Source organism: Robbsia sp. KACC 23696 (genome assembly GCF_039852015.1).
Lineage (GTDB): Bacteria > Pseudomonadota > Gammaproteobacteria > Burkholderiales > Burkholderiaceae > Robbsia.
Map to the genome: position 1 here is coordinate 43,130 of NZ_CP156628.1, position 26,543 is coordinate 69,672.

The window sequence follows — 26,543 nt, forward strand, 5'->3', positions numbered from 1 at the left end:
GTCTCGGCGTTCTTGATGTTGGCAAACGATTCGTTTCGAGAGGTATGTTTTTCAATCCGTTGAACATATACCCGCGTGAACGTTCGCGCGCCTGCCGGCAAAGCACCAGCTGGTTCGGCAAACATTCTCCATTTCATATATAGCCTCGATAAGCGCACCAAGTTATAGCGAGGCCGACGCTCAGCTGAAAGACAACGCGTAAATGCCGACCAAGATGTTTTACAAAATACTCACCGGTTCTGGCGCTCCAACAATGCGCATGAAGGTAAGGTGCGAGCTGTGCTCGCTTGTCGCGGTTGAAGTTGAATGGAGGCTTACTCCCCTCGCCGCGATATAGATCACGAAAAATTTTCCGAAACGCCATGTTTATCGCCGTAACAATGAAACTCTCAATTTTCGTAAAATAATTAATCAATACCTACACTCAGACCGCCTCAATAAAAAGTTAAAACGAACGACCGTTTGAGATTCTAGCTACCCTGGCTATTCGGGGCAAGGCACGCTTTCTGCGACTGGCAGAGGGCATTTCGCATTTTTCCACTGCGGCTAGACCGCAAGAAGCCAGAGCTAGCCTCTGAGACCCGAGCGCCTCGACGAAAGCGAGGGGGGCGGTTGTCTAATTGAACCCGCTGCTCGGGAACAGCGAAATAGTACTAAGCGATGAACGCTGTCAATCACAGGAGCCATCATATGTTTATGCACAATAAGCGGTTGCAATACACGGTTCGCGTCGCGGGCGCAAACCCAGGTCTCGCTAATCTCTTGCTTGAACAGTTTGGCGGTCCGCAAGGCGAACTTGCAGCGGCGTGCAGGTACTTTACGCAAGCGATCGCTGAGGACGACCCGGGCCGCAAGGATCTGCTATTCGACATCGCTACAGAAGAACTGAGCCATCTGGAAATCATTGGCTCGATTGTCGCCATGTTAAATAAGGGCGCAAAGGGGCAGCTGGCTGAAGGCATTGAGGAAGAAGCCGCGCTCTATCGATCGATGACGGGCGGCGGCAACGATTCTCATATCACGTCGCTGCTCTACGGCGGCGGCCCTGCGTTGACGAACTCTGCGGGCACCCCATGGACTGCCGCGTATGTCGATACGATCGGGGAGCCGACGGCTGACCTCCGCTCCAACATTGCGGCGGAAGCCCGCGCAAAAATTGTCTATGAGCGATTAATCAATGTCACCGACGACGCCGGTGTGAAAGATGCGCTCGGATTTCTGATGACGCGAGAAATCGCACATCAAAAATCCTTTGAAAAGGCGCTACACTCGATTCAACCGAACTTCCCGCAAGGCAAGTTGCCTGGCAAGCCAGAATTTGCTAGCGTCTACTACAACATGTCCTCCGGGGATGATGTGAAGGGTCCATGGAACTCGGGCGACCAGTGGGAGTTTGTAGAGTCGCCGCAGCCGGCAGTGGACGGGGGCAGCGGCACTGCAACTGCGAATGGCGCCCCCGAAGACGTAGCGGCATTGGAGGCGATGGCCACTCGCACAAAGTCAGATGTCAAATCGAACCCACTTACCGGCGCCGACTTAGGATCCGGAAAGGGCGTCCAAGACTCGATCTAGCCAGCACAAGCTGAGCTAGGTACCTAAAGATCTGACGGTCATTGCGAGAGGATACGCAGCAAGTTCTGATGGTGATCAGAAGATACGCGGGAGCTCGCGTTGTTAATACGCGGGCTTTTTGTTTTTTCTTTCAACGAACGTACGCTTTTTACAGCCTACTCTGATATCTAGTTGCAAGGGGCTACGGTTGTCACCCTGTCCAATGGCCGCGGTTTCTCGAGGTATGGCGTATGACCGCATCGCAACGTCTGTTATTAGCGTAGCGTCCCCGATTCCACAGCCTAAATCGGCAAGCGCAACGCTTCGCGCTCATGGCTGAGTGCTGAGGCATCCATCGATTACCATACAGTCACGCGAAGAGGGATTTGACCGACACTGCGGCCCGCATCTACGTTGCGACCCATGGGCGATTGCATAGTGCCTTAATAAGCAGTTCCGACCACACCATCAAAGCGAGGCGCCCTTTCCTAACTTTTCTAGGCAACTGTTACGAAACTTCTCCTACACATTTCCACGCACTCACTGAACCGAGCCGGATTTTGAGGAGGCTCCAATCTTTGAGAGAATGGAGCTATGAACAAGAAATCGAAGTTTTCCCCGGAAGTGCGCGAGCGGGCCGTTCGCCTAGTTCGCGAACAGCGCGGCGAGCATTCATCGATGTGGGCGGCGGTCGAGTCGATTGCCCCCATGATCGGGTGTTCCAGCGCGACGTTACTTGCCTGGGTGCAGCGTGAAGAGGTCGACTCGGGCGAGCGTGACGGCGCGACGAGTACCGAGCGTGAGCGCGTAAAAGCGCTGGAGCGCGAGGTCAAGGAATTGCGCCGCGCCAACGAGATCTTGAAGCTCGCCAGCGCTTTTTTCGCCCAGGCGGAGCTCGACCGCCGGCTGAAGTCCTAAGGGCGTTTGTCGATCAGCATCGCGACACGTTTGGGGTCGAGCCGATCTGCAAGGTTTTGCAGATGGCCCCGTCGGCTTACTGGCGCCATGCAGCGCGTTTGCGGGATCCTTCGCAACGCCCACCCCGCGCAGTACGCGACGAGATGCTCAGCCCAGAGGTAAAGCGGGTCTGGGAGGCTAACCGTCAGGTCTACGGCGTGCCGAAGGTCTGGAAGCAGCTCAATCGAGAAGGGATTACGGTCGCGCGCTGTACCGTGCAACGTCTAATGAAACGACACGGTCTGCGCGGTGTAATGCGAGGCAAACGCGTTCGCACGACGATACCCGATCAGAGCGCGCCGTGCCCCCTGGATCGCGTCAACCGCCATTTCAAGGCCGAACGTCCGAACCAGCTGTGGGTTTCGGATTTCACGTACGTGTCTACTTGGCAAGGGTGGCTGTACGTGGCATTCGTCATTGACGTCTTCGCGCGGCGGATTGTGGGATGGCGGGTAAGCTCTTCGATGACGACCGATTTCGTTTTGGATGCTTTAGAACAGGCACTTTACGCAAGGCAACCGTCAAACGATGAGAAATTGGTGCATCACTCGGATCGCGGATCTCAATATCTAAGCATTCGCTATAGCGAACGATTAAGTACTGCGGGCATTGAACCATCGGTTGGAAGTCGCGGCGATAGCTATGACAACGCGCTCGCTGAAACCATCAACGGATTGTACAAGGCAGAGGTGATTCACAGGCGCGGTTCGTGGAAAACGCGCGAATCGGTGGAAGTCGCAACGTTGGAATGGGTCGCTTGGTTCAACCATCATCGTCTGATGGGGCCACTCGGTTATATCCCTCCAGCCGAAGCTGAGGCAAACTACTACCGTCACGGCAAAATCAACGTCGCCGAGGCAGTATTAACTTAAACCAACCGGCCTCCACGAAACCCGGCGTGGTTCACACGTCAACTTTGCTTCTCATGAAGTTGAGGATTTTCTGCTTCATTCACACTCACGCGCAGGGTATGTGACTACCGAGCGCATTACTCGGCGAAACGCGGGCGTCCGGCGTCCGGTACGGATAGCCGAATCGGGGGAAAGGCGGCATTGCACGGGTTTCGCTGGTAGGCGCTAATACTTTCGCTCATATCTGCAACATGGTCTTCTCCGTAACGCGACGTACCAAGGTGCGGATGCTATTCTCATGGGATCCAACCCATCGGCCCCCTGTGCTGTTTTTGGCATCGACTCAACGGCAAAATGCCGCCGTAAATGAACATAAGTACATATGCTGATGCATTCGATTCAGCCAAAACTGCATATCGGTAATTTTGAGCGAGCCGATCATGGGTTTGTTTTTTATACGCTGCACATCTAAGGCACGATAGGTAGATAATTTAACCGCTGCTTAAACAAGAGCCGCGCGGATTTCTTCGCTACTCGGGTGCCGAATTATTGATATATTGCCATCGGCGAGCTGAAGGTAACCTCTTGCCTCAAAAGCCTGCAGCCAACCCATCATGGGCCATTCATCCCACTTGGCTTTGAAAACGCGGGCGTTTTGCACGATGTCTACAAAGTGATTAAGCGGCGGGTCATATGCTGCATGATACTGGTGGAACGCAAGCGCAGTAGATGCGCGCAAGGGAACACCCATACGTTGCGCTGTAAAACTGAAGTCTGTATCTTCACCCCCGTATCCGGTGTACGCAACATCGAATCCTCCTACATGATTGAACGTGTCGCGATAGCAAGAAAAGTTTAGCGACCAAAATAGGGCATAGGGGAGGATGTCGTGTGCTTGCCGATCAGCTTGCAGCGGATGGACTGCTGAGCGTGTCGACAAGTTGGCGATGGTAGCAGTACGCATCTCAACGGGCTCAGAAAGGTAACGTACAACTCCCTGATGAATCGCCTTCGGGTCTCGTATGAGCGCCACTTGGTGATCTGCCAAAAAGGTAGGTGCAGGAATGCAGTCAACGTCGAGAAATAGCAATTGTTCCGAATGGGCGGAGCAGACTGCAAGATTGCGGGCTTGTGCGAGCGGCAGCGATTTTTGGTTGACTTGCAGCGTTTTGGTGATAATAGGAAACGCCTCTGACCGAGCCCGTACCGCCGACTCATTCATGTGCACGATGACCAACTCACTAGGAGCGACGATCGATTTTTCTAAACCCTTAATGAGATTGTCTAAGTGCTCCGGCCGGTTATGTACCAGGGTCAGTATACTCGTCAAGGTAACGCTCCCTCCCGCTCGAACCGGTTGGCTAAATTTTGGATGACCAGGGCTGCCTTTCGGGCGCCACCGGCGCCTACGTTGTCCCAGCGTTTGCAGTCAAACTTTGCCGCGCGTGCGAGTAAAGCAGGCCAAAACGATGCGTCGGGCCATTCTTTGATAAATAAAGCAAGGCCCAGGCGCGCCAACATCTCACCCGTTGCGCTTTGCTCATCAAATGGCCTTTTTTCGGCGAAGCAAATGAATCTTGCTCTTAGCGATGCCATTTCGGCAACGACGTTGTCGCCGGCGGATCCTATAACGATTTCTGAGCGAGATAGAATTGCGCCCGGCGAGGATACTAGGCCCATGAAGCGGATGTTTTCGGGGCAATCTGCTTTGGAGGGTTTGTCGACTGGCCCTAGGACGGTCCATCGCCAATGTGGTGTAGCCTGAGCGGCCTCATACATGTCTTTGGCGCTCAGCGATGTACCACCCTTGCCGATCAACACAGCCACAGTGTGTGGATCAATTTCGTGGGAATCAGTGCGAGGCGCAAAGCGAGATATGAAGTCAGTGTAGACAGTCTTCTCACGCCATTCGTCGCTTTCGCGTAGGGTGCTGAGCGCTTCGGGAAAAGGCGACAAGAGCTGGCTTGATGCGGCATATGCAAGCCGATGAGGCAAATCATCGCGTGCGCCATTTTGCCTGACATAGACGACCGGTACCGAGTGTAAGCGAGCGAATAGTGCGACTTCGACGGATACATCCACGACAAGTACGCATGGCCAGTGGTCACGAAACCAACTACTCATTATTGACATACGGCGCGCGATGCCTTCTAAGGCAAGCGGCGCATAGTGCAATCCTGTAACATTATGTTCTCGACTGCGGTCATCAGTATCGATGGGCAGGGTGACGATCTCCGCGAGCGAACGCGAATTTCCACCATCCCCAGCGCTTGTGAAGATCGTAAGCCGGCTTCTCATATGTCGCGCGATCAGATGTGCGCGTTGCAAGTGCCCGCTGCCATGATGATGCGCGTAATAGCCAATTTTGACGTTATGCATTGACTTGTCTCAGCTCTGCAAGCTCGAACAAAACCTTTTCGTAGCTGTCTAGCATCTTGTCCCGGCCAAAATGACGTACTGCGTGTTGCCGACAAACTTCGCGATCAAGCTCTATAGCCTGTTTAATGGCGCAAGCAAGCGAAGACGCGTCGCCAGGCTTCGCTAGTACACCGGTCTCAGGCGTGAGTAGTTCAACCAAACCGCCGCGGCCATAAGCCGCAACAGGGGTCCCGCAGGCAAGAGCCTCTGCAACCACTAACCCGAATGGCTCGTCCCAACAGGGTGAGACGACGCAAACAGCGGCACGCTGCAAATGTTCAATGACTTCATTTCGGCTAAGATGACCGAGATAGATCACGTCAGCGTCGAGGCGAGGAGCAATCTCGGTCTGGAAATAAGACCGGTCGTTTGCGTGGCCTGCAATATCCAGCGGGATCCCTGCGGCTTTCGCAGCATCAATCGCATGATGCAGACCTTTGTCCGGCACGATTCGGCCGTACCACATAGCGCGGTTACGAGGCTTTTCCGAAGTGGGCTTCCACATGGTCACATCGATTCCGTTGTGGATTACTTCACAAGGGGTTACCCACTTAGACCAGTTTGTAGCGTTGGCATGCGAAATGGTGCAGACACGCTGCGTTGGTTTCTGCGCTACCGCGGAAAACGCGCTAGTCATCTCGAAGAAAGGGGGCGTGTGGAGCACCGTTAGCATGGGCGTCGCGACGATACTGCCCATGGTAATTCGGACGTAGTGAAGAGAATTATTGAAGATGACGTCAAAGCGTTGAGCATCAATGCCTTGCATACATTGCATATAGGCGACGTGCTCACCAAGGTATTCACGAAAGAAAGCTTCTTTTTTGCCGCGACTATCCACCCCATCTGGGTCATAGTCGTCGTCGCTGATGATCGATGTGTGTAGCAACTCGGGCGCGGAACGCGAGCTCGCGAACAGGGTTACATCATGCCCTCGTGCTCTAAGTGCGAGTGTCACGTCGTAGGTAAACGCCTCCAGACCTCCTGCGAAAGGTTGGCGAATCGGATGTTTTATATGAGTAAGAATACCGACCCGCAATCGATTCATTCAGTTCACTTGTCTCATATAGGAAAACGAGGTGTGAACCGAGCCGGATTTTGAGGAGGCTCCAATCTTTGAGAGAATGGAGCTATGAACAAGAAATCGAAGTTTTCCCCGGAAGTGCGCGAGCGGGCCGTTCGCCTAGTTCGCGAACAGCGCGGCGAGCATTCATCGATGTGGGCGGCGGTCGAGTCGATTGCCCCCATGATCGGGTGTTCCAGCGCGACGTTACTTGCCTGGGTGCAGCGTGAAGAGGTCGACTCGGGCGAGCGTGACGGCGCGACGAGTACCGAGCGTGAGCGCGTAAAAGCGCTGGAGCGCGAGGTCAAGGAATTGCGCCGCGCCAACGAGATCTTGAAGCTCGCCAGCGCTTTTTTCGCCCAGGCGGAGCTCGACCGCCGGCTGAAGTCCTAAGGGCGTTTGTCGATCAGCATCGCGACACGTTTGGGGTCGAGCCGATCTGCAAGGTTTTGCAGATGGCCCCGTCGGCTTACTGGCGCCATGCAGCGCGTTTGCGGGATCCTTCGCAACGCCCACCCCGCGCAGTACGCGACGAGATGCTCAGCCCAGAGGTAAAGCGGGTCTGGGAGGCTAACCGTCAGGTCTACGGCGTGCCGAAGGTCTGGAAGCAGCTCAATCGAGAAGGGATTACGGTCGCGCGCTGTACCGTGCAACGTCTAATGAAACGACACGGTCTGCGCGGTGTAATGCGAGGCAAACGCGTTCGCACGACGATACCCGATCAGAGCGCGCCGTGCCCCCTGGATCGCGTCAACCGCCATTTCAAGGCCGAACGTCCGAACCAGCTGTGGGTTTCGGATTTCACGTACGTGTCTACTTGGCAAGGGTGGCTGTACGTGGCATTCGTCATTGACGTCTTCGCGCGGCGGATTGTGGGATGGCGGGTAAGCTCTTCGATGACGACCGATTTCGTTTTGGATGCTTTAGAACAGGCACTTTACGCAAGGCAACCGTCAAACGATGAGAAATTGGTGCATCACTCGGATCGCGGATCTCAATATCTAAGCATTCGCTATAGCGAACGATTAAGTACTGCGGGCATTGAACCATCGGTTGGAAGTCGCGGCGATAGCTATGACAACGCGCTCGCTGAAACCATCAACGGATTGTACAAGGCAGAGGTGATTCACAGGCGCGGTTCGTGGAAAACGCGCGAATCGGTGGAAGTCGCAACGTTGGAATGGGTCGCTTGGTTCAACCATCATCGTCTGATGGGGCCACTCGGTTATATCCCTCCAGCCGAAGCTGAGGCAAACTACTACCGTCACGGCAAAATCAACGTCGCCGAGGCAGTATTAACTTAAACCAACCGGCCTCCACGAAACCCGGCGTGGTTCAGGTGACGCTGCCAAAAGTGCGAGCTCCCAGACCCTCCGCGGCCTACGATACCTTGGTCAGGGCGCGTCGTATTGCTTAGCAACTATAGGGTGCGCCAGCTAACAAAATACGGGTTAAGCAAGCGTCATACCTGGTCAGCTGTCAACCGATTTGCTTGACCGACTGAATATGAAACTAGTTTTACCCCGCGCGATCCCTTTCCTGCCGCTTCTCGTGACAAGCAGGCGATCTAGCAGGCTAAGTTATAGGTAAGCAAATTCCCGTGCGGTTTTGCGGCCTAGCATAGATGCAGGTTGTCGCAATTTCAGCTGTCCGGGCCGCTCTTAAACCTTTGCAACGTCCGCGCCATGATCGAGTACATCAGTCGCAGCTGTTGCGCGAAGGTTTGGACGTCGAAACCTCTGTCGAGATCCTCGCAATTTCTGCGTACGCCCCTTACCTACTGACGGCATTGTCATTGGACTCCGGTGTGAGTAGTTGGCTGCTTATGCAAGTCTTCCTAAGCAAAAAAAATCGGTCAAAAATGATCAGCGGACTGGTGCAAGTCCTGACACCGAAATCAGTGTATGAAGATCAGGGCAAAAATGCTGGCAAACAAACTCCACTTCACCAAATAGTAGACGCTGCGATTCCATGCTTTGAGGCGCTTGCCGACAATCCGGATCTGGTAGATATATTTGAAAACGCGATTCAAGCCGCCGGTGCGGTCATGCGCATCGTTCGGGGATGTGGCCGCAGACATAAGAAAGCGGCCGACCATATGGTTCGTCCATTGTGCCCATCGGTATTTCATCGGCCGTTCGACGTCACAGAATAAGATAATCCGATCTTGCGCGGTCCGGTTCGACGCAGTGTGAATAAAGGTCTCGTCGAACACGACTGCCTCGCCATCACGCCAGTGATAGCGTTGGCCGTCCACATCGATAAAACAGTCAGGATCGCCAGGTGTTGCCAGACCAAGGTGGTATCGCAGCGAGCCGGCATAAGGGTCACGATGCACGACTAGATTTGCTCCGGGCGGCAGCTCTGCAAACATCGCCGCCTTCACCGAGCCCAAACCACGTAGCAGTTCCGTCGTGCGTGGACATAGCACCGCCGCCGACGGATGCGCCTCGTCATACCACTTTAGATAAAAGCGCTTCCAGCCTGATTTGAAGAAGGAATTAAAACCAAGGTCGTTGTAGGTATCGGCGGCTTTGATGTTACCGCCACGGAGCAGACCAAGTGCTTCCAGGCGGATTTCCTCCCAGTGCGCTTCGAGCAACCGTAATTCCGGAAACAGACTGGGCGAAAGATAAGGTGTATTCGGCACACGCGAGAATGCATACATCAGGACATTTAGGGGGGCGAGGAACGTGGAGTGATCCGACATCTGACGGAAAAACCGGTGTCTGACCTTTCCGCGAAAATGCACATATAAGGCCGACAAAATGAAAACTAGCAAAATAATCCATCTCATTCTCGTTACTCCACACTGGTTCCAGTTCATGCCGCGCTTTCGCCGACTACGTCTATCGGCGAGAATGGAATATTATAAATACGCGAAAAATTTCTGTCCTAGCGGGTTCAGATCAAAGCTTTACGTAGTGGGGGGAAATTTCCCGTATGTCAATTTGCATGGAATTCTGACCTAGGGGGCGGACAAAATATTGGACTATTAGGAGGTAGTCCATGTATTGATACGAGGACCGTGTTCGTGCGGCCGAGTTGTATCTGAGGCTCGGAACGCAGATCAAGGCGACAATCCGGCAGTGGAGTTATCCGACGAAGAATTTTCTCAAAGCGTGGTGTCAGGAATTCGAGTAGAGCGGCAATCTGCAGAAAACGTATGTTCGTGGAACGCCCAAGTACTTAGAGGAAGAGAAGAAGCTACCACTCGAGGACTACGTCGGTCACGGGCGCTGCATCAGCTTCACCCTCCGGAGTTAGATTACCCCTGTCATCAAATATGACAGCGTGGGTTCGTGAGCGTTCCCGGAAAACGGGAGATACCTGGCTAGCATTCGCGTACCAATCGCGGGGAGCAGGCCATCGATCCTAAACGTGCTATCACCCGGCGCTAAGTGAGTTCGTGCGGCCGGCGGTTAGACTGATTGGACGGCCCATCGACAAGTCGACGTCTAGCCAGGGCTACTCCTTAGGCAATCCTTAGCGGTGCAATTTCCGCGCTTTTTCTATAGTAGCAGCCAATCGACTGATGCCCTCACGAATTTGCTCAGTGCTTGATGTAACAAAAGACAACCGCAGAGTTCGTCGAGAGTCGTCTGAGTTTGTTGTGGGCCCATAAAACGATGCACCTGAAACGAAGGCGACCTTGTGAGCTAAAGCAATGCTCAATAATGCGTTGCTGTCCATCCCAGAAGGCAGCCGGAGCCAAATGAACATTCCGCCTTGAGGAGTATTCCAACTAGTCCCTTCTGGCATGAGCATTTTGAGGCAAGAAAGCATTTCGGAGGCCTGTTGCTGGTACAACGTAAGCAATGGGATGGACGCCTCCACCTCACACCGGAGTGCTGGCGTATAAAGTGACGGAGTCTGTCACCTGTCGACCAGCAAGGAGCGACCACCATGCAAATCACGACTATTGGAATTGATCTGGCCAAGAACGTTTTTCAGATCCACGGCGCTAACGAACATGGCAAGCCGATTCTGCGCAAACAGCTACGCCGCGATCAATTTGTAATCTTCTTTTCCAATGTGCCACCATGCCTCATAGGAATGGAAGCATGCGGTGGTGCCCACCATTGGGCCCGTAAGCTCGAAGCGCTCGGGCACAATGTCAAGCTGATCGCGCCGCAATTCGTTAAGCCATACGTCAAGAGCAATAAAAACGATGTCGCCGATGCTGAAGCAATTTGTGAGGCCGTATCGCGTCCGACCATGCGGTTCGTGCCGATTAAGAATATCGAACAACAGTCTGTACTCGCGTTACATCGCGCAAGGCAAGGATTTGTGAAGGCACGTACGGCACAGGCCAATCAGATCCGTGGACTACTGGCTGAATTTGGACTTGTCGTCCCACAGGGCATCGCGTACATAGCCAAGCGCGTGCCGGAACTTATTGAAGACGCGACGTTGCCGTTGACAGGCGCATTTCGACTATTAATCGACCGACTGCTGGAGCATCTTAAATTGCTGGACAAGCAGGTCGACGAACTCGAAGCACAAATCAAAGACTGGCATAAAAACAGTGAGTTGAGCCGCCGGCTCGAGAGAGTACCTGGCATCGGCCCGATCACCGCAAGTGCAATGGCCGCGACGATCGGCGATGCAAAGAATTTTACCAATGGGAGGCAGCTAGCCGCATGGCTAGGGCTTGTACCACGGCAGAGTTCAAGTGGTGGTAAGTCGACTCTACTGGGCATGAGCAAACGTGGCGACGCCTATTTGCGCACGCTACTCATTCATGGTGCACGCTCCGTGATCTACCGGGCAAACCAGCGCGCCGACACTCACTCATGGCTATTAAAATTGGTTAATCGACGTAACGCAAACGTCGCGGCGGTTGCTCTGGCCAATAAAACCGCGAGAATTATCTGGGCGATGTTAGTTCATCACCGAGAGTTTGACCCGAGCTTTAAAGCAGATCGCGCATCTGCATAAGATGAAACTTTTTTGACTTATCAGCAAGCAAACGATCCAACGATTGCGCAAGTAATCAGGCAGTGATGGCGAGACAGGTAAGACCGTGGTTGGCAAAACCCGCGGTGGACGAGGCACCTAGAGTGCGTGTAAGCGATTGTGGAGCCGACCAGCAAAACCCATCAGGGACAGCGAGCTACGCCCGCGAACAAAGTCCGGATGTACGGGTGCAATCTTCTCTCTCAAACTGTCATGGACTGAAAGCTTGGCAAACCGGGGGCGTCCATGTACGTCCAACGACGGCATCTTGCGTGATGTGTATTTTCGGTGTCGTGCTGATGATCCGCGGCATGACGGAAGTGCCCATTTATTTTTAAATGGGCACTTCAATAAGCCTTTTAAGCTTCGCGGAGTTTGCTGGAAGCGATGTTCGACGGCAGCAAATCGTCGATCTGGTTGACCGGGTAATCGGCTATGCGCGTGAGCACCTCGTGCAGATACGCCCCGGGCTCGATATCGTTGAGCTTGGCCGTACCGATCAGGCTGTACATGGCGGCAGCACGCTCGCCGCCAGATTCAGATCCGGCAAATAGATAATTCTTGCGACCCAATGCCACGGCACGCAACGCGCGTTCGACAGCGTTATTGTCGATTTCCGCACGGCCATCCTGGACGAACGTGTTCAGCGCATCCCATCGATTGAGCGCATATTGGATCGCACCGGCGAGCGCCGATTTGTTCGATAGCGTTGGGATCAGCGTGTCTAGCCAGGCTCGCATACTGTCGAGCAGCGGTTTGCTGTGTTCGGTTCTTACTTGCAAACGCTTATCCGGCGGCTCGCCCCTGATCTGCTCTTCTATCGCGTACAGGGCGGCTATACGGCGCACGGCTTCGCCCGCCGCCGGTGACGGATGCGACTTTGTGAGTTCGTAGAACTTGCGTCTGGCATGTGCCCAACAGGCCGCCTGCGTTCGCGATTCGCCATACAGCGCGTCATATCCTGCAAATCCGTCGGCATGGATGACGCCGTTGAACTCGCCAAGATGGCGCTGAGGGTGTTCGCCGCGACGATCGGGCGTGAATGCCATCCACAATGCGGCGGCATTCACCGAGCCCGCTGGGCGTTCGTCACGCACATACGCCCACAGCCGACCCGTGACAGTCTTGCCTTTGCCCGGTGCCAGCATCGGCACTGGCGTGTCGTCAGCGTGCACGCTTGGCCCCGACATGACATATCGGCGCAATGCTTCCACTAATGGACGAAGCAGGAGCGTGACACCGCCTACCCATTCGCTCAGTGTCGAACGATCCAGGTCCAGTCCGTCGCGTGCATAGATTTGCGACTGTCGATACAGCGGCAGGTGATCGGCATATTTGCCGATCATGACGTGTGCGAGCAAACCCGGACCGGCTAACCCGCGGGCAATGGGTCGCGACGGCGCGCTCGCTTGAACGAGTGTCTGACAGCATGCGCAACTGAATTTGGGACGCACGTGTCGAATGACGCGCCAGCTCTCCGGCACGTACTCGAGCTGCTCAGCGACATCCTCACCTATTGGCTTGAGCGCGCCGCCGCAGTCCGGGCAGTCATCGCCTGAGGGCAGATGCTCGACCGTGTCGCGCGGCAGGTCTGCCGGCAGCGGCTTGCGAGTGCGGTTTTTACGTTCTTGTTCGGCAGGTGTGGCGGGCGGCGGATCTTCCCCGTTGTCGAGCAGCAATTCCTCGAGCTTGAGCTCGAGCTGACCGATCTCGGCCTCCAGCTTCTCGGACTTGCGGCCATACATCTGGCGGCGAAGCGCCGCAATCTGAATCTGCAAGTGCTCGATGAGTAGTTCGCGTGCGCTCAGATTCGACTGGAGTTTGCGCACCTGGCCGGCCAGATCCGCGACCATGCGCTGGAGCGATTCGACGTCGGTGGGCAGCGCATTGTGAGGGGATTCGGTCATGGCGACAGTTTACGCACTTCAGGCCACGTATACAACTGCTACGACTACGCCGCACGGGGTGTGGCGGTGCGCTGTGGACGGCGCCAGTCGATGCCTTCAAGCAACATCGACAACTGCGCAGCGCTCAAATGCACGCTACCGGAATTGGCCTGCGGCCAGACGAAGTAACCGTGTTCGAGGCGTTTGCAGAGCAAGCACAGACCCTGCCCATCCCACCAGAGCACCTTGATTCGGTCGCCGCGCCGACCTCGGAAGACGAACACCTTGCCGCCGTACGGGTTGTTGGCAAGTTTGGTTTGCACGACAGCAGCCAGACCGTCGAAGCCACGCCGCATATCGGTCACGCCCGCGACCAGCCACACTTGCGTGCCGGGAGGTAGTCCGATCATGCTGCACGTGACGATGTCAAGGTTTGCGAGATGAGGGTGCGCAGCACCTCGGCGTCGAATTTACCCCGAATAACGATGCTGGTATCGCCATGTTGCCACGCGATCTCAGTCGGTAAGACCGGAGCATTCTGAGCGCGAGCATATTCTGAGGCAGGGGTGCCGCGCTCACTACGGGCACGAACGTGACGTGATCAGCGCGGTGATGCTCGCGGCACCAGCGCGCTAGTTGATTGGCGTTGACGCCGTTGGCCAATGCCAATGCTGCGCGCGACACGTCCGGCAACATGGCTTGGCGCACAAGCTCGCGCTTAAATTCCTTGGTGAAACTGCGCCGCGCCGTGCGCCGCGTGACAGGTACCACTTCCTTGCCTTCCATCGTCTGCATCCACCGAAAAATCCGACAGCATGATCGCGTTCATGTCGCGACGAAAGATGCCTTGGGTGGACGCTTACCCCTGATTGACTAGGAATGGAGCATTCTCGCTTCGACTTATCGATTTCGTCGAATCGTAAGAATCCCAGTCTATTCCTTCAAGATCACGGGTGGGACGCGTTCATACCATTACTACACAATAAGTCTAACGCACGAAGCAATGACGCTCCGCACCCCGTACCAATGTACGCACGCGGAACAGGCCACCACAAAGCGGCTCCTGTCGTTTCTGTTGAACGCTAAGACTGTCAGCAGCACTAGTAATGAAGAGATCTTTTAATTTCGCACCGCCAAAAGCGCACATGGTCGGCTGGCTGACGGGCAAATCAATTTCGCGATCGACCGCGCCGTTTGCCGTATAACGTCTGATCTTCGCCGCCCCATGCAACGCACACCAGTACCCGCCTTCTATGTCGACTGCAGCACCATCGGGGACGCCGTCTTCCGCGCGCACGCGCGCGAAAAGCTTTCGCTCTGAGATCTTTCCCTTCTGTACATCGTAGTCAAAGCGGTAGATCTCCTGCTTTTGCGAATGGGATAGGAAGAAGGCAGTCTCTTCAGGCGACCACGCCATACCGTTATACAGCTCCGCTGCATCAGGCTCCGGCCGCAGTCCGCTCGCAAATGTAAATGAGTGCAGCGACGTTTTCGCTCGCGTGTTCGTAGGTACTACCGGATCGAACATTGCACCAATCCAAAATCGCCCCGCGCTGTCGCAGGCTCCCTCATTGAACCGAAACAGATTCGGATCGAAAGGAGGAGGCGACAACAGTGTGAGCGCGCCTGACGAAAATTCTAGATGAAACACGCCGTGGCGTAACGCCACGACTGCGCCATCCTGTGATTCAAGCAATGCAAATGCGCCGATATCACTTGGTAAAGGCCAGCAGCGCGTGTGTCGGGTGTCCGCGGCCAATCGATAAAGTGCAGGTTTTTTCACATCAATCCAATAAAGCGCATTTTCTTGGGGGACCCATGTTGGTGACTCTCCAATGGTTGCGCCTGCATCCAGAATCAGTTCGATATGCATGATGCTTTTCCTCCGCAGGAAGCCCCGATCTCCTATCAGCTTACCGGAGTGTGATGCTGGTTCGCCACGGATTCGCAATTATCTTCTGGACACCTTCGATTGCCTTTCAGGCCCGGGCTTTGCTAGATGATGACGGCGATCTGATGCCGCTTTAGCGGAGTTCGGTGTGTCCCTAACTTGGAGTCCAGAATGAGTAAGCCAACAGTTGGCGACTTTATCGTCGATCGTTTGTACGCGTGGGGCGTTCGGCGGATTTACGGATATCCGGGCGACGGCATCAATGGTGTCTTTGGTGCCCTTAATCGTGCCGAAGGAAAAATCGAATTCATTCAAGCCCGCCATGAGGAAATGGCGGCATTTATGGCGTCGGCCCACGCAAAGTTTACGGGGGAACTTGGCGTTTGTATTGCCACCTCCGGCCCCGGTGCGTCGCATTTGGTGACAGGGCTGTATGACGCGCGCATGGACCATATGCCAGTTCTAGCACTCGTCGGTCAACAAGCACGGGCTTCGCTAGGAGGCCATTATCAGCAGGAATTAGATCTTTCCAGTTTGTTCAAGGACGTGGCCGGCGCTTTCGTTCAACAAGCAGTGGTTCCGGCGCAAGTGCGGCACCTGGTAGATCGTGCGGTACGAACGGCCATTTCCGAGCGTAAGGTTACGGCACTGATCCTACCGAATGATCTGCAGGATCTTCCCTATGAAGCGCCCGCTCGTAAGCACGGGACGGTGCATTCGGGGGTGGGCTATCAGCCCTCCAGGGTCGTGCCGTTTGACGCAGATTTGAGGCGAGCAGCCGAGATTTTGAATGCCGGAAAGAAGGTCGCGATTTTGGCAGGTGCAGGCGCATTGGGCGCTCGTGAAGACCTCATCGTGCTTGCAAACAAGCTAAGTGCAGGCGTTGCCAAGGCGCTGCTCGGTAAGGCGGTTCTTCCTGATGATTTGCCGTGGGTTACCGGATCGATCGGCCTTTTGGGGACAGAGCCGAGTGATCACTTAATGGCCGAATGCGATACCTTTTTAATGATCGGATCGGGCTTTCCTTACGCAGAGTTTTTACCCAAGGAAGGTGCTGCGCGAGGGGTTCAAATCGACCTCAAGGCTGACATGCTGAGCCTGCGGTATCCAATGGAAGTGAATTTGGTGGGAGATAGCGGCGAAACGATCCGTGCACTCTTGCCACTCATTCAGCAGAAAGACGATCAGAGCTGGCGCAAGAAGATTTCCGGGTGGACTGCGAAGTGGTGGTCCACGCTGGAAAAACGTGCGCTTGTGGAATCTAAGGATAGCGCGAAGACCGGTATTAATCCGCAGCGTACCGTGTTCGAACTGTCCTCCCGGATTCCCTCGAATGCCATCGTGACAAGCGACTCAGGCTCCTGCGCAAATTGGTATGCGCGGGATCTAAAGGTGCAGACTGGCATGATGTGCTCTTTATCCGGTGGTCTTGCATCCATGGGGGCCGCAGTCCCTTATGCAATTGCAGCCAAATTTGCGCATTCGTCCCGTCCCGTCGTCGCTTTGGTTGGTGATGGTGCAATGCAAATGAACAATATGGCCGAGCTAATCACAGTCGCCAAGTACTACAAGCAGTGGGCCTCCCCTCAGTGGATATGCATGGTGTTGAATAATGCCGATCTGAATCAGGTGACGTGGGAGCAGCGTGTCATGGAAGGCGATCCGAAGTTTTCCGCCTCTCAAGATATTCCGTCGGTGCCCTACCACCAGTTTGCGGAAATGATCGGACTGAAGGGCATTTATGTCGATAGCGCTGAGAAGATGGGGACGGCCTGGGAAGCGGCATTTGCGTCCCACGTACCTGTTTTGATCGAGGTGAAGGCCGACCCGAGCGTGCCGCCGCTACCGCCGCATATCACACTGCAACAAGCAAAGGCATTCGCAACGACGCTTTTTGAGGGAGACCCGAATGAAGGGAGTGTGATTGTGGAAACGGCTAAACAAGTGCTGAGTTCCGTACTTCCTGGGCATAGAGATTGAAATGGCGACGCCATCGGGAGGTGACATCTCTAGTTGTCGAGAGCGAGTGCCGATCACGCAGGTACGCGCTCGTGCATTTACGATCCCCACAGACTGTCCGGAAGCGGACGGTACCTTTGCATGGTCCTCGACCACATTGATTGCGGTCGAGTTGACGGCGGGCTCCGTGATTGGTCTTGGCTACACCTATACAGACGCTAGCAGCGTTGGGTTGATTTGCCAAACCCTGGCGCCCGTGCTTGCCGGTGCAAACGTTTTCGATATCGAGGCGTGTTGGCAAAAGTTGCAGCGCCATATCCGCAATATTGGGCGTGAAGGAATGTGTGCGACGGCGATATCTGCCATTGACGCCGCCCTATGGGACGCGAAAGCGAAGCTTTTGGGATTGCCTCTGGGGCAATTGCTGGGCATGGTACGGAACGACGTACCCATCTACGGAAGCGGTGGCTTCACAACCTATTCGAATCGGCAACTTCAAGCTCAGCTATCGAGTTGGATCGAGAAGGACGGATGCCAGTGGGTTAAGATGAAGATCGGAACGCATCCCGAGAAGGACGTAGATCGGGTCAAAGTCGCGAGAGCCGCAATTGGAGGTACAGCGGGGCTCTTTGTAGATGCCAATGGTGCGTTTACAGTAAGATCAGCGTTAGCGATGGCCGAGGCGTTTTCTACGTATGACGTGTCATGGTTCGAGGAGCCAGTCTCATCTGACGATACCCTGGGGCTTTCCAGCGTACGACGGCGAGCACCGGTAGGCATGGAGATCGCCGCAGGCGAATACGGATACAACACTGACAATTTCCTGGGTTTGCTAAATGCAAAATCGGTGGATGTGCTTCAAGCGGATGCGAGCAGGTGCGGTGGCGTCACGGGATTTCTAAAAGCGGCGGCGCTTTCAGATGCTTTTCATATTCCTTTTTCAGCGCATTGCGCGCCCGCATTACACCGTCACATTGCCGGTTCGATCGCGAACTTCAGGCATCTCGAATGGTTTCATGATCATGTCCGCATTGAAACGATGCTATTTGACGGAGCCCCTGCTGCATCGAATGGCGTTGTTCGCCTCGACTTATCCCGGCCAGGTTTTGGCATCGCGTTGCGGTAGGTCGATGCCAAGCGCTACCTCGTGGGTGAAATGTCAGTAACTTTGGAAAAGTCAGCATGATGGGTAATCGATGGATGGCTTTGTTTGGTGTTGTTGCAGGCGGGATCGCTTTAGCGACGGTACGAAAGCAGACGCGAGAAACTGACAAGCCAGAACTCCGTGCGACGCCGCGATTACCGTCTCCGGGTATGTCAACGTTGTCTGACAATATTCCTGCGCACATAGAGGCGGCTCGTTCTTTGAACCATAGCGCTGGTTTATTAGCTTTATCCGTGCTGACCGATAGCGCGATGGAGCACTACAGAGGGTCGTTCAACAATCCGGCCATGTGGACGCCGTTGATCTCTTCAACGCTATCGATGATTTCCGGCGTACACGGTGGCGCGGACCGAACGCCCGCGCAACACACACTGCGTCACGGCGTGTATCTTTGTGCCGCAGCGGCCGGCATTTCCGGCACCGCTTTCCATCTTTATAACGTCACAAAGCGTCCAGGCGGCTGGAGTTGGAATAACCTGTTTCATGCAGCACCGCTTGGTGCGCCCATGGCCCTTTTGTTGTCAGGCGCTTTGGGTGCTTTGGCGGAACGTTTGCGAGATCAGCCGGAGGAAGACCCGCGACTGTTGGGTTTGCCTGCGGGGACTGCGCTGGGGTTGTTTATCAGCGCTGGCTTGATGGGCACGGTAGGTGAGGCTGCACTTCTGCATTTTCGAGGGTCGTTTCAGCATAAAGCCATGTATGCACCGGTGTTGATCCCGCCTGCAGCGGCGCTGGTATTGGCAGCTGCCACTGTTTCAGCACCGCGCCCGCGTGGCTTTGCACGTCTTTGGATGTTTGTAACGATGTGCCTCGGCGTGATTGGCTCCGGGTTTCATGCACGTGGCATCGCGCGGCGCCAGGGCGGGTGGCGGAACTGGAGCCAGAACTTATTTAGCGGGCCGCCACTGCCGGCACCACCCAGTTTTTCTGCTTTGGCTTTAGCAGGGCTGGCAGCGCTCAGATTGAGAGAAACGGAAAAATGACACAGCGAGAGACGCAATACCCCGGTTACGATGTGCTGCGCAAGATTGCCACGCCATCATGGGATGACGCCTCGCGCCGAGTTGTCAGCGATCGTATGTCGGTCCGCTCTGCTCCCCAATTCTTTGATCAAGCGCAATCGCGCACGGTAATGGCGTTGTGTCATTGTATTGTCCCGCAGGCAGAAGCTCCTCCCGAAGTCCCCCTGGCCGCCATGTTGGATGAGAATTTGCAGAAGGGTATCAAAGACGGCTTTCGCAATGCTCAGCTTCCTCCGCCATCCGAAGCTTGGCTACTCGGGTTGGCTGCGCTGGACGCGGAATCCGAAGCCCGCTGGCATCGATCTTTTGCAGACCTCACGCAAACGCAGCGCATCGAATTGCTCAAGAGCGTTCAAAATGGCGACGTCATCCATGGCGCCTGGGAGAAGATAGCGCCGAAACTCTTTTTTTCGGCTCGGGTTCTACACGATATCTGCGGTGCCTATTACTCCCACCCACACGCGTGGTCCGAAATAGGCTTTGGCGGACCTGCTAATCCTCGTGGCTACGTGCGTCTATATTTTGATCGCAGAGATCCTTGGGAAGCCGTCGAAGTGAAAAAAAATGGCGGCGTCGTTGCCGCTCGCCTGGAGAATGGCCGTGTTAAGTGACGCACTTGAAATCCCTAGAGGCAAAAACGGTCAAGCCCCGGACGTTTTCAGCCAAAAAGGCTGGATTCCCATGCGCGAATATCCAGAAAATGAAGAGGTTGATTTTGCGATAGTCGGAACAGGTGCCGGCGGCGGGACCCTCGCGTGTCGACTCGCGGAGATGGGTTTTAGCGTAGTCGCCTTCGATGCGGGGGCGTGGTGGCGGCCGCTGGAAGAGTTTGCTTCCGACGAGACTCACCAATCCAAACTCTTTTGGACCGATGACCGAATCTGCGATGGCGATAACCCGCTCAAGCTTGGGAACAACAACAGTGGCAAGGCGGTGGGAGGGAGTACCGTTCACTTTGCGATGGTTTCCCTTCGATTCAGGCCAGAGTGGTTTCAATCCAAAACTTTACTGGGATATGGCGAGGATTGGCCCCTTGATTGGAAAGAGATGTGGCGATATTACGCGCAAGTGGAGCAGGCGCTTCATATCTCTGGCCCCATTAATTACCCGTGGGGACCGAAGAGGCCAAGATACCCGTACCGTGCGCACGAACTGAATGCTTCGGCGCTGGTGCTGGCGAGGGGCGCCGAGGCGATGGGAATCGACTGGTCGGCCACGCCATTGGCGACCTTGTCGGCGCCGGACGGGAAAGCGCACCCATGTGTGTACCGTGGATTTTGCGTATCTGGCTGTTCGACGAATGCAAAACAAAGCGCCCTGGTGACTTGGATTCCTCGTGCCGTCGAGGCGGGTGCCGAGATTCGGGACTTAGCGATGGTCGGTCGTATCGCGGTGAATGACGCAGGGCGAGTCTCGGGCGTGGAATATTTCCGCGAGGGTAAGTGGCAATTTCAAAAGGCGAAAAACGTCATTGTTGCGGGCTATGCGATCGAGACGCCGCGACTTTTGTTAATGTCGGCGACCGGTCGTTATCCCGATGGCTTGGCGAATAGTTCTGGGCTGGTCGGTAAGTATCTGACAGTACAAGCCAATCAAGGCGTCTATGGCACGATGGATGAGGAGATTCGTTGGTATAAGGGGCCTCCCTCTCTGTCATTGACTGAGCATTGGAACTACAAGGATACGGATAAAGATTTTTTCGGTGGTTACAGTTTCATGAGTCAGGGGCCGTTGCCAAAAGCATGGTCCGCAACGCTCAATGGCCGAGGTCTATGGGGCGACGCCTTGAGCCTGGAAATGTTGAAATACAACCATCAGGCCGGCTTCAAAATGGTCGGAGAGTATATGCCGCAGGAGCGTAATTGCGTGACGCTGGCAGACGACAAAGACCAATACGGCTTACCCATCGCGCGCGTCACGTATTCGCTATGCGAAAACGATAAACGCATGGTATCGCATGCCGTGAATTTTATGGACAAAACTCTGAAGGCAGCGGGCGGGCGCGATACGTGGAGAGAAGTTGACGACACCTGCCATCTGAACGGTTCGGTCAGAATGGGTAAGGACCCGAAAACAAGTGTCGTCGATGCAGACTGTCGGAGCTGGGACGTTCCTAACCTGTGGATCTGTGACGGGTCGGTGTTTCCGACGGTTGGGGGCGTCAACCCCTCCCTGACGATCCAAGCGATTGCCTTACGCACCGCAGACCGGATCTCAGAACTGAACAGAAGTGGTGAGGTAAGGGGGCGCGCTGCGGCTACGTATGTCTGACATGTTTATAGCTACGCCCGATCTCGACGGGTTTGACCTAAGCCAAGGGGAAAACGATCGCGACAAACTTAAACGTCATTTTTCCCAAGAAATCCGGCAAGGCTGAGTATTGGTAGTGGCACCCGGGGCAGAAAGCACAAATTTGCTCCATACGCGGGAGTGGCGTCGCCCAACCGGATTGGCTGACTGTCAGTGGTTTAATATCTCGTCGGCCCTGAAGAGAAGTAAGATTTTTTCGAAATCGTATCTCCACGCCTCCAGTAAACGTTGCCTGACACTTGGATTTTTTAAAGAGCAACAAACTTAGACTGTACGTTATCGTGAAAATGTTTCTGCTCATTCGCGCTTTGAAACATCGCCGCACCCGGCAGAGGTGGCATCGTATGTCTGCTAAACATGATCAACCCGATGTTATCGATCAACGACCCCGAACAAAGTCGATTTTGCGCGATGCCTATCTTTGCGTAATTCCGTTGGCACTGAGCGGATGCGCTAGTGACATTCACCGGAGCTTTTTAGATCCGCAGGGCCCGATAGCAGCGATACAGCAGACGCACTTCTTCGAAATGGTGGCAATACTCGCAATCTTCGTTGCTCTTCCCGTATTTATTCTCCTTCCCTGGTTTGCTTGGCGGTACCGATTTGGTGCAAAGTCCTCGCGCTATGCCCCGAACTGGGCTTCCAGTACCCCTTTGGAGGTAATCGCGTGGAGTGGACCGGTCGTAATCGTGGCAGTGCTCGGCACGCTGGTGTGGCGGAGCACGCATGCGCTCGACCCCTACAGACCAATCTTATCCCCCAATTCGGCGCTTCGCGTGCAGGTCATAGGATACGACTGGAAATGGTTGTTTCTCTATCCTGACTTGGGGATAGCATCCATTGGCGTTTTGGCTATTCCGACGGGGCAGCCTGTCGCAATGGACATCACGTCCGCCACGGCGATGCAGTCACTGCTGATACCGTCTTTAGGAAGTCAAATGTACGCGATGGGCGGCATGGTGACACAGCTACACTTGCTGGCAAACAAGCCCGGGCGCTTTATGGGCGAAAATACGATGTATAACGGCAACGGTTTCCATGCACAGCAATTTTCAGCGTTGGCCATGAGCGCGCAGGAATTTCAAAGTTGGGTGAAGCAGCGGCAATCGGCTAGCCAGCATCTCGACGCAGGCACCCTAAGCCACTTAGCGCAGCCGTCCACACAAGCGCAACTTGCGCTCGCATTAGGTGTGTCCAAGGACGCCGAAGGGGGCATCTACTTCAGCCACGTTGATCCCGCCGTCTTTCCGAGCATTGTGAAGGCGACGATGAATGGCACCGCGTTTACGCGGTTGGCCACTGGAACGACCTCTACCATGCGCGTTGCGCATGGGTATCTTCCTTCCACCCCGATACGTCAGGACTCCAACCCGTGAGCTGCTCCGAGATTTTTTCGCACCCGTTGGGCCGGCTTAGTCTGCCATCGCTTCCTTTTTGGGAAATGCTGCAGGACCCCACCAAGGTTAATGTGATCAACGGCATCATAGCGACGGGCGCGGCGTCGATGGTTGTTCTTGGAGGGTTCGTGACCGTCTTGTTGCTTACACGATATCAAAAGTGGGGTGTATTGTGGTCCGAATGGCTCACGAGTCCCGACCATAAAAAGATCGGCATCATGTATGTCGTCCTCGCTTTTGTCATGCTCGCGCGCGCCCTCATCGAGGCGCTATTGATGCGCACGCAACAAGCATTCGGGCTGGGCGGTGGGTTCCTCTCTCCCGATCATTTTGCACAGCTATTCAGCACACACGGCACGATCATGATTTTCTTCATGGCCATGCCATTCCTTACCGGCATCATCAACTACGCGATGCCTTTACAGATCGGCACGCGTGACGTTGCATTTCCTGTGCTTAACTCAATTAGCTTGGGGCTAACCGCCGCGGGCGCGGCGCTCATCATGGTATCCCTTTGCATTGGAAAGTTCTCAACCGGAGGTTGGTTTGGATATCCGCCATATACAGAGGCTACTTTCAGTCCTGGGGTTGGACCTGATTATTGGATCTGGTCGTTGTCTTTGGCGTCTCTCGGATCCACATTCACGGGGATCAATTTCGTGGTCACGATCTACAAACGTCGTGCGCCGGGCATGACGTATATGCGTATGCCGCTCTTTACCTGGACTGCGCTATGTACCAGCATCCTCATGATTTTTGCTATGCCGCCGCTGACGGTTGCGACAGCACAGCTCGCGCTCGACCGCTATCTTGGCTTCCACTATTTTACAAACGATCTTGGCGGCAACATGATGCATTTTGCCAACCTCTTTTGGCTGTTCGGGCATCCCGAGGTCTACATCTTGATACTGCCGGCGTTTGGTGTTTATTCCGAAGTCGTCTCAACTTTCTCAGGCAAGGCACTGTTTGGGTATCGCGCTCTCGTCATGGCGACGATGGCCATCGCAATTCTTTCGTTCACGGTTTGGGTACATCACTTTTTTACAATGGGGCAAGGAGCAGATATCAACGCTGTGTTTGGCATTGCCTCGATGCTGATCGGCATTCCCACCGGCGTTAAAATCTATGACTGGATGCTCACGATGTTTCGGGGGCGCATCCGCTTCACCGTCCCAATGATCTATTCCGTCGGCTTTATGCTTTTATTTGTGTTGGGTGGCATGAGTGGAATTTTGCTAGCAGACCCTGGTATCGATTACCAAGTGCACAATAGCGTTTTTCTCGTCGCCCATTTTCACAACGTTGCGGTTCCCGGCGTATTGTTCGGCATGCTGGCTGCCTATCACTTTTGGTTTCCAAAAGCCTTTGGGTTTCGTTTGAATGAGCCGTGGGGAAAAATCTCGGCTCTGCTTTGGATCGTCGGCTTTATGCTTGCGTTCTTTCCACTTTACGCATTGGGACTGATGGGAATGCCACGTCGTACCGTTGCTTATTCAGAGCGAGCTTACGCTCCACTCGAGATGGTGGCATTGCTGGGTGCCGTGATCATTGTGCTGGCCCTAACGGGGTTAGCGATTCAATTGTGGGTATCGATTAGAAAACGTGAAGCTAATCGTGTATTCGCCGGTGACCCATGGGACGGGCGAAGCTTGGAGTGGTCCACGTCGGCGCCACCGCCCGAGTACAACTTCGCGCTAATCCCAAGGGTGTCGGACCGAGACGCTTTCAGCGCGCTTAAGTCTCAAGATCGCGCGTACGAGCCGCACGCGCATTACGAAGATATCGAAATGCCTAAGAATAGCGCAATGGGTCCGGCTATTGCTGCCATCAGTTTCACACTTGCATTTGGCCTTGTGTGGCACATGTGGTGGATGGTCATTGTGTCATCTATTGCCGTGATGGCAGTGATGATAGTGCACGGCTTCGCCCGAGACACGACGCGTGTAGTCGCCGCGGCGCAGGTGCGGGCGGAGCATCTTGATTGGCTCGAAAGAGTGGCGGCCACTTCGTCAATATCGCGAGCCAAAGAATGCATGCCGAACAATCATGGATTGGCGGGAAAAAACTTGCGTGAGACTGCCTCATGAACCGAGAAGCCGCCAAATACCCCGGGTTGAATCTGAGCGTCTCGCACGGTAACGATGACGAGGCCGCCGAGTCCTTAATTTTCGGATTCTGGGTCTTTCTCATGAGCGACGCAATCCTTTTTGGCATGGTTTTCGCAACCTATGTGACATCGTTGCGTGCCACCGCTGGAGGACCCGGGCCGTATCAGCTCTATGACATCAAAAGTGTCTTCATTGAAACCTTACTGCTGCTCTTGAGCAGTTTCACTTTCGGCTTGGTGTCGCTTGCACTCAAATACAGGCACAATATCTTCCGTTTGCTTGTGTGGCTTACTGTGACACTGCTGCTAGGTGTCACTTTTCTTGGCTTCGAGCTGCGGGATTTCCAAAACATGTTTGCGAACGGCGGTTATCCGAGCCGAAGCGGGTTTCTGTCCGCTTTTTTCGATCTCGTGCCTTTGCACGGAATCCACGTTTTCGTTGGCTGCATTTGGCTGGTTTGCATCATGGGTCAGATAGCTCGTTATGGCATAGACACGCAGACAAAATTGGGAATCATGCGCCTTGCGTTGTTTTGGCATTTCCTCGATATCATTTGGATCGCTATCTTTTCAATCGTCTATATAGGATCGATTCGATGACGAGGTCTAGCGGGAGAATGAAGAACGGGGCCGAAGCCGAGCAACAGGAACGTACCGAGCTCAGAACCTATACTTGGGGAGCCGGGATTGCGCTCGTATTCACCCTTGCTGCGTTTGCTCCGTGGCAGCGGCTTGGGGTTGCGCACCTCTCAAGGCTCGGCATTATCGGCGCTGTAGCACTCGCTCAAGTCATAGTTCACTTTCGTTGCTTTCTACATATCGGTTTCCACCGAAAACGGGAAGATCTGCAGCTGATCTTGTTTTCTGCTCTGTTGTTGACCATTATGGTCGGCGGGACGATCTGGATCATGGGTAGCCTGGCAGAGCGAATGTGAGCGCGGATCCTGATGGCTCAAAGTGGATCGGATAGGTGCGGCCCGCACTCGGCGCGTAGTAACGATGCCTTGACC

At 54.7% G+C, this 26,543-nt stretch carries 20 protein-coding genes, 1 pseudogene and 2 other annotated features; of the genes and pseudogenes, 14 read left to right on the forward strand and 7 right to left on the reverse strand.

Translation table 11 applies throughout. The annotated features are described in order from the left end of the window. Positions 1-690: 690 nt before the first annotated feature. Both ABEG21_RS21630 and ABEG21_RS21635 read left to right on the forward strand, forming a co-directional pair. The gene (locus ABEG21_RS21630; RefSeq protein ID WP_347558628.1) at positions 691-1,572 is read left to right on the forward strand and encodes a manganese catalase family protein; all 882 of its coding nucleotides are present in this window, start codon (positions 691-693) and stop codon (positions 1,570-1,572) included. Positions 1,573-2,145: 573 nt separating this feature from the next. Beyond that, a protein-coding gene (locus tag ABEG21_RS21635; protein ID WP_347557067.1) for an IS3 family transposase occupies positions 2,146-3,380 on the forward strand; the annotation gives its coding sequence in 2 pieces (ribosomal slippage) (positions 2,146-2,425 and positions 2,425-3,380; 1,236 coding nt in all). Continuing rightward, positions 2,424-2,540 (forward strand) — a sequence feature (AL1L pseudoknot). (Overlaps the previous gene by 117 nt.) 481 nt (positions 3,381-3,861) lie before the next feature. On the opposite strand, the gene ABEG21_RS21640 is transcribed toward ABEG21_RS21635, so the two are convergent. Genes ABEG21_RS21640 through ABEG21_RS21650 form a run of 3 tightly spaced genes read right to left on the reverse strand, consistent with a single transcriptional unit; the run spans position 3,862 to position 6,822 of the window. Beyond that, complete coding sequence (locus ABEG21_RS21640) at positions 3,862-4,689, reverse strand: galactosyltransferase-related protein (protein ID WP_347558629.1); 828 nt, start codon at positions 4,687-4,689, stop codon at positions 3,862-3,864. Then, a complete protein-coding gene (locus tag ABEG21_RS21645) occupies positions 4,686-5,738 on the reverse strand; it encodes a hypothetical protein (protein WP_347558630.1) in 1,053 nt (350 codons plus the stop codon). Before ABEG21_RS21645 ends, ABEG21_RS21640 begins: the two co-directional genes overlap by 4 nt. Beyond that, entirely contained in the window at positions 5,731-6,822 is a 1,092-nt protein-coding gene (locus ABEG21_RS21650; RefSeq protein ID WP_347558631.1) for a glycosyltransferase, read from the reverse strand. Before ABEG21_RS21650 ends, ABEG21_RS21645 begins: the two co-directional genes overlap by 8 nt. A gap of 84 nt (positions 6,823-6,906) precedes the next feature. On the opposite strand from ABEG21_RS21650, the gene ABEG21_RS21655 reads away from it, so the two are divergent. Beyond that, a protein-coding gene (locus ABEG21_RS21655; RefSeq protein WP_347557067.1) for an IS3 family transposase occupies positions 6,907-8,141 on the forward strand; the annotation gives its coding sequence in 2 pieces (ribosomal slippage) (positions 6,907-7,186 and positions 7,186-8,141; 1,236 coding nt in all). Continuing rightward, positions 7,185-7,301: a sequence feature (AL1L pseudoknot), on the forward strand. Its footprint overlaps the gene before it by 117 nt. A gap of 593 nt (positions 8,142-8,734) precedes the next feature. Here the strand turns inward: ABEG21_RS21655 and lpxO are convergent. Continuing rightward, entirely contained in the window at positions 8,735-9,634 is a 900-nt protein-coding gene (lpxO, locus tag ABEG21_RS21660; protein ID WP_347558632.1) for a lipid A hydroxylase LpxO, read from the reverse strand. 248 nt (positions 9,635-9,882) lie between these two features. Here lpxO and ABEG21_RS21665 point away from each other — a divergent pair. Further along, positions 9,883-10,159 (forward strand): annotated as a pseudogene (locus tag ABEG21_RS21665) (IS3 family transposase); the annotation flags it as partial. A gap of 584 nt (positions 10,160-10,743) precedes the next feature. Then, positions 10,744-11,778, forward strand: a complete 1,035-nt coding sequence (locus ABEG21_RS21670; protein WP_347558633.1) for an IS110 family transposase — start codon at positions 10,744-10,746, stop codon at positions 11,776-11,778. Positions 11,779-12,155: 377 nt separating this feature from the next. Here ABEG21_RS21670 and ABEG21_RS21675 read toward each other — a convergent pair whose 3' ends face one another. The 3 genes from ABEG21_RS21675 to ABEG21_RS21685 form a co-directional block, all read right to left on the reverse strand. Next, positions 12,156-13,703: an IS66 family transposase gene (locus tag ABEG21_RS21675; protein ID WP_347558634.1), complete on the reverse strand. Its 1,548-nt coding sequence runs from the start codon at positions 13,701-13,703 to the stop codon at positions 12,156-12,158. Positions 13,704-13,747: 44 nt separating this feature from the next. Beyond that, a complete protein-coding gene (gene tnpB, locus ABEG21_RS21680; protein WP_347558635.1) occupies positions 13,748-14,092 on the reverse strand; it encodes an IS66 family insertion sequence element accessory protein TnpB in 345 nt (114 codons plus the stop codon). 578 nt (positions 14,093-14,670) lie between these two features. Beyond that, a complete protein-coding gene (locus ABEG21_RS21685) occupies positions 14,671-15,555 on the reverse strand; it encodes an SMP-30/gluconolactonase/LRE family protein (protein ID WP_347558636.1) in 885 nt (294 codons plus the stop codon). Between the two features lie 189 nt (positions 15,556-15,744). Between ABEG21_RS21685 and ABEG21_RS21690 the strand changes: the two genes are divergently transcribed. The 9 genes from ABEG21_RS21690 to ABEG21_RS21730 all read left to right on the forward strand — a co-directional run bounded on the left by ABEG21_RS21690 (position 15,745) and on the right by ABEG21_RS21730 (position 26,468). Then, entirely contained in the window at positions 15,745-17,553 is a 1,809-nt protein-coding gene (locus ABEG21_RS21690; RefSeq protein WP_347558637.1) for a thiamine pyrophosphate-requiring protein, read from the forward strand. 1 nt (position 17,554) lies between these two features. Further along, positions 17,555-18,658: an enolase C-terminal domain-like protein gene (locus tag ABEG21_RS21695; RefSeq protein ID WP_347558638.1), complete on the forward strand. Its 1,104-nt coding sequence runs from the start codon at positions 17,555-17,557 to the stop codon at positions 18,656-18,658. 59 nt (positions 18,659-18,717) lie between these two features. Then, on the forward strand, positions 18,718-19,680 hold the full coding sequence (locus ABEG21_RS21700; protein ID WP_347559115.1) for a hypothetical protein: 963 nt from the start codon (positions 18,718-18,720) through the stop codon (positions 19,678-19,680). Further along, positions 19,677-20,330, forward strand: a complete 654-nt coding sequence (locus ABEG21_RS21705; protein WP_347558639.1) for a gluconate 2-dehydrogenase subunit 3 family protein — start codon at positions 19,677-19,679, stop codon at positions 20,328-20,330. Before ABEG21_RS21700 ends, ABEG21_RS21705 begins: the two co-directional genes overlap by 4 nt. Then, a complete protein-coding gene (locus tag ABEG21_RS21710) occupies positions 20,320-21,990 on the forward strand; it encodes a GMC family oxidoreductase (protein WP_347558640.1) in 1,671 nt (556 codons plus the stop codon). Before ABEG21_RS21705 ends, ABEG21_RS21710 begins: the two co-directional genes overlap by 11 nt. 383 nt (positions 21,991-22,373) lie before the next feature. Beyond that, positions 22,374-23,405: a cytochrome ubiquinol oxidase subunit II gene (locus ABEG21_RS21715; protein WP_347558641.1), complete on the forward strand. Its 1,032-nt coding sequence runs from the start codon at positions 22,374-22,376 to the stop codon at positions 23,403-23,405. Next, entirely contained in the window at positions 23,402-25,513 is a 2,112-nt protein-coding gene (locus ABEG21_RS21720) for a cbb3-type cytochrome c oxidase subunit I (RefSeq protein ID WP_347558642.1), read from the forward strand. Before ABEG21_RS21715 ends, ABEG21_RS21720 begins: the two co-directional genes overlap by 4 nt. Next, entirely contained in the window at positions 25,510-26,133 is a 624-nt protein-coding gene (locus ABEG21_RS21725) for a cytochrome c oxidase subunit 3 (RefSeq protein ID WP_347558643.1), read from the forward strand. The genes ABEG21_RS21720 and ABEG21_RS21725 overlap by 4 nt, the downstream gene beginning before the upstream one ends. Positions 26,134-26,150: 17 nt before the next feature. Beyond that, the gene (locus tag ABEG21_RS21730; protein ID WP_347558644.1) at positions 26,151-26,468 is read left to right on the forward strand and encodes a cytochrome-c oxidase; all 318 of its coding nucleotides are present in this window, start codon (positions 26,151-26,153) and stop codon (positions 26,466-26,468) included. Positions 26,469-26,543: the final 75 nt, after the last annotated feature.

Excerpts from the sequence above, each read along its gene's own strand:
- ABEG21_RS21630 (WP_347558628.1), top strand. The coding sequence starts at position 691 with ATGTTTATGCACAATAAGCGGTTGCAATACACGGTTCGCGTCGCGGGC.
- ABEG21_RS21645 (WP_347558630.1), bottom strand. The coding sequence starts at position 5,738 with ATGCATAACGTCAAAATTGGCTATTACGCGCATCATCATGGCAGCGGG.
- ABEG21_RS21650 (WP_347558631.1), bottom strand. The coding sequence starts at position 6,822 with ATGAATCGATTGCGGGTCGGTATTCTTACTCATATAAAACATCCGATT.
- lpxO (WP_347558632.1), bottom strand. The coding sequence starts at position 9,634 with ATGAGATGGATTATTTTGCTAGTTTTCATTTTGTCGGCCTTATATGTG.
- ABEG21_RS21670 (WP_347558633.1), top strand. The coding sequence starts at position 10,744 with ATGCAAATCACGACTATTGGAATTGATCTGGCCAAGAACGTTTTTCAG.
- ABEG21_RS21675 (WP_347558634.1), bottom strand. The coding sequence starts at position 13,703 with ATGACCGAATCCCCTCACAATGCGCTGCCCACCGACGTCGAATCGCTC.
- tnpB (WP_347558635.1), bottom strand. The coding sequence starts at position 14,092 with ATGATCGGACTACCTCCCGGCACGCAAGTGTGGCTGGTCGCGGGCGTG.
- ABEG21_RS21685 (WP_347558636.1), bottom strand. The coding sequence starts at position 15,555 with ATGCATATCGAACTGATTCTGGATGCAGGCGCAACCATTGGAGAGTCA.
- ABEG21_RS21690 (WP_347558637.1), top strand. The coding sequence starts at position 15,745 with ATGAGTAAGCCAACAGTTGGCGACTTTATCGTCGATCGTTTGTACGCG.
- ABEG21_RS21695 (WP_347558638.1), top strand. The coding sequence starts at position 17,555 with ATGGCGACGCCATCGGGAGGTGACATCTCTAGTTGTCGAGAGCGAGTG.
- ABEG21_RS21700 (WP_347559115.1), top strand. The coding sequence starts at position 18,718 with ATGGGTAATCGATGGATGGCTTTGTTTGGTGTTGTTGCAGGCGGGATC.
- ABEG21_RS21705 (WP_347558639.1), top strand. The coding sequence starts at position 19,677 with ATGACACAGCGAGAGACGCAATACCCCGGTTACGATGTGCTGCGCAAG.
- ABEG21_RS21715 (WP_347558641.1), top strand. The coding sequence starts at position 22,374 with ATGTCTGCTAAACATGATCAACCCGATGTTATCGATCAACGACCCCGA.
- ABEG21_RS21725 (WP_347558643.1), top strand. The coding sequence starts at position 25,510 with ATGAACCGAGAAGCCGCCAAATACCCCGGGTTGAATCTGAGCGTCTCG.
- ABEG21_RS21730 (WP_347558644.1), top strand. The coding sequence starts at position 26,151 with ATGAAGAACGGGGCCGAAGCCGAGCAACAGGAACGTACCGAGCTCAGA.